Annotated in this window: 5 protein-coding genes; 1 reads left to right on the top strand and 4 read right to left on the bottom strand. The window is 72.2% G+C overall.

Going from position 1 to position 4,361, the window contains the following annotated elements; translation table 11 throughout:
* The 3 genes from SACHA_RS0117765 to SACHA_RS0117775 all read right to left on the bottom strand — a co-directional run.
* Positions 1-498, bottom strand: a 498-nt coding sequence (locus SACHA_RS0117765; protein WP_028663314.1) for an FAD-dependent oxidoreductase, incomplete at its 3' end; no start/stop codon positions are given.
* The gene (locus tag SACHA_RS0117770) at positions 495-1,244 is read right to left on the bottom strand and encodes a TetR/AcrR family transcriptional regulator (RefSeq protein WP_083935906.1); all 750 of its coding nucleotides are present in this window, start codon (positions 1,242-1,244) and stop codon (positions 495-497) included. The genes SACHA_RS0117770 and SACHA_RS0117765, both read right to left, overlap by 4 nt.
* A 198-nt stretch (positions 1,245-1,442) precedes the next feature.
* Positions 1,443-3,065, bottom strand: a complete 1,623-nt coding sequence (locus tag SACHA_RS0117775) for a long-chain fatty acid--CoA ligase (RefSeq protein WP_019811958.1) — start codon at positions 3,063-3,065, stop codon at positions 1,443-1,445.
* Between the two features lie 324 nt (positions 3,066-3,389).
* Between SACHA_RS0117775 and mihF the strand changes: the two genes are divergently transcribed.
* Complete coding sequence (gene mihF, locus SACHA_RS0117780) at positions 3,390-3,701, top strand: integration host factor, actinobacterial type (protein WP_028663316.1); 312 nt, start codon at positions 3,390-3,392, stop codon at positions 3,699-3,701.
* A gap of 124 nt (positions 3,702-3,825) precedes the next feature.
* Here the strand turns inward: mihF and SACHA_RS22900 are convergent.
* Positions 3,826-4,361 (bottom strand): chorismate-binding protein (locus SACHA_RS22900; protein WP_019811961.1); only part of this gene is annotated, 536 nt, incomplete at its 5' end.

Below are 4,361 nucleotides of genomic sequence, written 5' to 3' on the forward strand. Positions count from 1 at the left end.
CTGGGCGGTCGGGACCCGCCGGGGCCGGGGCAGCAGGGACGACGGCGTGCGTGCGGCACGGCGCAGGGCGTCCCCCGCGTACACGCCCGCGGTGGTGAGTGCGTACTGCCGGCCGGGCGCGTCGGTGTAGCGGGGGAACAGCTGAGCCATCGGGCGGGTCAAATGCGGCGCGGTGCGACGCATGAGGATGTCCCGCTCCACCGCGCTCTCCCGGGCGAGCCCCACGTGGCCGTGCGCGAGGTAGCGCAGGCCGCCGTGGACGAGTTTGCTCGACCACCGGGAGGTGCCGTGGGCGAGGTCGTGCCCCTCCAGCAGGGCGACCGACAGGCCCCGGCTCGCGGCGTCCAGTGCCACCCCGGCGCCGGTGACGCCGCCGCCGACCACGACGACGTCGACCACGTCGCCGGAGGCGAGCGCGTCCAGCTCCACTGACCGGCGGCGTGCGGTGAGGGAGGCGTGCACCGTGCCCGCCGCCCCGGTCGGTCCGGTGCTGCTCACTCGTCGGACTCCTTCCCGTGCTGGTCCGTGTCGGGGGTCAGTGCGGCGTCGAGCAGGTGGCGCAGCTCGGCGAGCAGGTCCCGGGCGGTCAGATCCGCGGTGGCGGGGCGGTGCGACAGCACGAAGGACTGGACGACGAGCAGGACACTGCGGGTCTGCGGCGCGGGCGCCGCGGGCCGCACCGACCCGTCGTCGTGGCCCTCCTCGATCAGGGTGCGCACCACACCCTCGGCGAGCTGCTGCGTGGCTCCGAGGCGCTCGACGATGTAGGGCAGCAGCAGCTCGGCGTCCCGGTCGAGCACGGTGCGCAGCAGCGGGTCGGCGGCCAGCGCACGCACGGAGGCCACGGCGATGTCCACCAGCCGGCGCCGGGCGTGCCGGGTGCCGGTACCGCGGGTTTCGTCGGCACCGCGGTTCCCGGTGCCCTCGGCCTGCCCGGTGTGGTCGGTGTGGTCGGCCTCGCCGGTGTGGTCGCCGACCCCGCCCGCGTGGGTGCTGACCTCGCGCAGCAGGGCGCCGAACTCCCGCGTCATCAGCGCGGCGAGCACGCTGCGCACGTCCGGGAACCGGCGGTACAGCGTCATCCGGCTCACACCGGCGGCGCGGGCGATGTCGGTCAGTGTGGTGCGGCGCACACCTCGGGCGAGGGCGCACTCCCGTGCCGCGTCGAGCAGGACGTCGTCGGGTACCCGGCCGGTGGGAGCCCGCCCGACCCGCGACCCGTCCCCGGGCGTCCGTACCGGCACCTCGGCCCCACCCACCACGGTGGCGCCACCCGCAATGATGTGACGACCCGACTCCACCTGTCACACCCTACCCGGGCGCGCCGCAGCTGACCATCGCCCTCACCCACCGTGGTGCCGTGAAGGACTCCTTCCCTGCATCCGACGCAGGGAAGGGGCCTTCACGGCACCACCCGGTCGGGGGAGGGAGGCCGGGTGGGGTCAGAAGTGGTTGACGTCCAGGGTGCCTTCGGCGTGGGCGGAGCGGAGGCGCTTCTTGTCGAACTTGCCGACGCTGGTCTTGGGCACCTCGTCGACAAACGTCCAGTGCTCGGGCAACTGCCACTTGGCGACCCGGTCGCGCAGGAACTCGCGCAGTTCCTCCGGTGTGGCCTGGTGGCCGTCCGCGAGCACCACCGCCACCAGCGGGCGTTCGTCCCACTTCTCGTCCGGCACGCCCACCACGGCCGCCTCGGCGACCGCCGGGTGCGCCATGACCTCGTTCTCCAGATCCACCGAGGAGATCCACTCGCCGCCCGACTTGATCACGTCCTTGGCGCGGTCGGTGAGCGTGAGGTAGCCGTCCGGGGTGATCCGGCCGACGTCGCCGGTGCGCAGCCAGCCGTCGTGGAACTTCTCCGGGTCGGCGTCGGCGTAGTACGACCCCGCGATCCACGGACCCGCGACCTCCAGCTCACCGACGCTCTCGCCGTCCCACGGCACCTCGTCGCCGTTGTCGTCGATCAGTCGCGCCCGCACCGACGCGGGGAACCGGCCCTGGGTGTAGCGGTACTGCCACGCGGTCTCCCCGGTGGCCCACGACGGCGGACGGGCCACGCTGCCCAGCGGCGACGTCTCGGTCATCCCCCAGGCGTGCAGCACCGGCACGTCGTAGCGCTCCTCGAAGGCGTGCATCATCGCGGGCGGCGCGGCCGAGCCGCCGACCACGACCTCCCGCAGGTGGGAGATGTCCTGCGGATTGGCGTCCAGGTGCTGCAGCAGGCCCTGCCAGATGGTCGGCACGGCACCCGCGAAGGTCGGTTTCTCCGCGGCGAGGATCTGCGCGATCGGCTCCGGCTGCAGGAAGCGGTCCGGCAACACCATGGAGGTGCCGACCATGAACGCCGCGTACGGCATGCCCCAGGACATCGCGTGGAACATCGGCACGATCACCAGGGCCTTGTCCGCGTCGGACAGGCGCATCGAGTCGCTCATGCAGACCTGCATCGAGTGCAGCCAGATCGAGCGGTGCGAGTACACCACGCCCTTCGGGTCGCCGGTGGTGCCGGAGGTGTAGCACATGGCCGCGGCCGAGCGCTCGTCGATCTCCGGCCAGTCGAAGGTCTCCGGCTGCCCGGACAACAGTTCGTCGTACGAGTGCACCTGCACCCCGTCCGGGGCCTCCAGCGCGGAGGGGTCGCCGTTGGCGACGATGACGTGCTTGACCGTCGTCATCCGCGGCAGTTGTTTGGCGAACAGGGGCACCAGCGTGCCGTCGACGAGCACGACCCGGTCCTCGGCGTGGTTGGCGACGAAGACCAGCTGTTCGGGGAACAACCGGACGTTCAACGTGTGCAGCACCGCACCCATCGCCGGGATGGCGAGGTAGGCCTCCAGGTGCTCGGTGTTGTTCCACATGAACGTGCCGACCCGCTCGTCGTCGGTGATGCCGAGGTCGCGCAGCGCGTTCGCCAGCTGCGCCGCCCGTTTGCCGACCTCGGCGAAGGTGGCGGTCCGGGTCCCGGAGCCCGTCCAGGTGACCGCGACGCTGTCGGCATGCATCTGGGCGCCGTGCCGCAGCAGGTTGGCCAGCGACAGCTGGCCGTCCTGCATGGTGCTCAACATTGAGACTCCCGCTCCAGGTATGGGTGATCCGATCCGGCCCGACTCTAGTGCGCTGAGCACGGTCCCGGCTTGTGCGCGGCGCCCAATGCCGGACGGTGGTTCGTCGTCGGGGGAACGCAACCGACACGGCGGGTGACCAGGCGTGGCACGGTCGGGGAAATATCGCGTGTCGATTTCGCGGAATCGCGGTGGTTGGCGTTTACTGAGCTCCGAGGTATCCGAGGGTGGGCTGCAGCCCCACCAGGCGCCTGAGTACCAGCGGGTGCCGCCCGCCCGACCCGCCGCGCGAAGCCGTGGTGGCGACGACCAGAAAGGATCACTGCGTTGGCTCTTCCCACGTTGACCCCGGAGCAGCGGGCAGAGGCGCTGGCCAAGGCCGCCGAGGCCCGGAAGGCCCGTTCCGAGCTGCTGGCCTCCATCAAGTCGGGCGAGCAGAGCATCGAGACGGTGCTCGAACGTGCCAAGGAGGACAAGACGGTCGGCAAGACGAAGGTGACCCAGCTGCTCAAGGCGGTGCCCGGGCTCGGCCAGGTCAAGGTGAACGCGCTGTTGGAGCAGGCCGGGATCGACCCGGACCGGCGGGCGGCGGGCCTCGGCGACCGCCAGCGGGAGACGCTCCTCAGCGCCCTGAAGTGAGGTCTCCTGAGGTGACGTCCCGACGTGCCGACCCGGACCGGCCGCCCGGCGGCCGGGACGTCCGGTGTCGACCGTGTCCGCCCGCGATCGTGTCCCCCCGCGACCGCGTCCGCCCGCGACTGTCTCACTCCTGGGGTAGGCCCATCGCGCGCAGCAACGTCGCGAACTTGGCCGAGGTTTCCTCCAGCTCCGCCTTGGGGTCCGATTCCGGCACGATGCCGCCGCCCGCGTAGAGCCGCAGCGAGCGGCCGTCGGCCTCGGCGCAGCGGATCGACACCGCCCACTCGCCGTCGCCGTCGGCGTCGGTCCAGCCGGTCGTGCCCGCGTAGTAGTCCCGGTCGAACTCCTCGAGTTCGGTGACGAGTCGCCGCGCGGAGTCGGTCGGTGTCCCGCAGATGGCCGGGGTCGGATGCAGGGCGGCGGCCAGATGCAGGGCGGTCACGTCGCGGTCGGTCAACTCACCGGTGATCGTGGTGCCGAGGTGCCACATCGTCGGGGTGGACACCAGGCGCGGCCGGTCGGGGACGTCCAGCCTGCGGCAGTACGGCCGCAGGGCCTCCACGACGGCCTCGGCCAGGACGGCGTGTTCGACGTGGTCCTTGGCCGAGGCCAGCAGCGCCCGGCCGTTGGCCCGGTCGGTCGCGGGGTCGGCGGCGCGTG

It is taken from the genome of Saccharomonospora halophila 8, from assembly GCF_000383775.1.
Taxonomy (GTDB): Bacteria; Actinomycetota; Actinomycetes; order Mycobacteriales; family Pseudonocardiaceae; genus Saccharomonospora; species Saccharomonospora halophila.

What these genes read in the sequence shown, in the direction of transcription:
- SACHA_RS0117775 (WP_019811958.1), bottom strand. Translation starts at nt 3,065, where the DNA reads ATGTTGAGCACCATGCAGGACGGCCAGCTGTCGCTGGCCAACCTGCTG.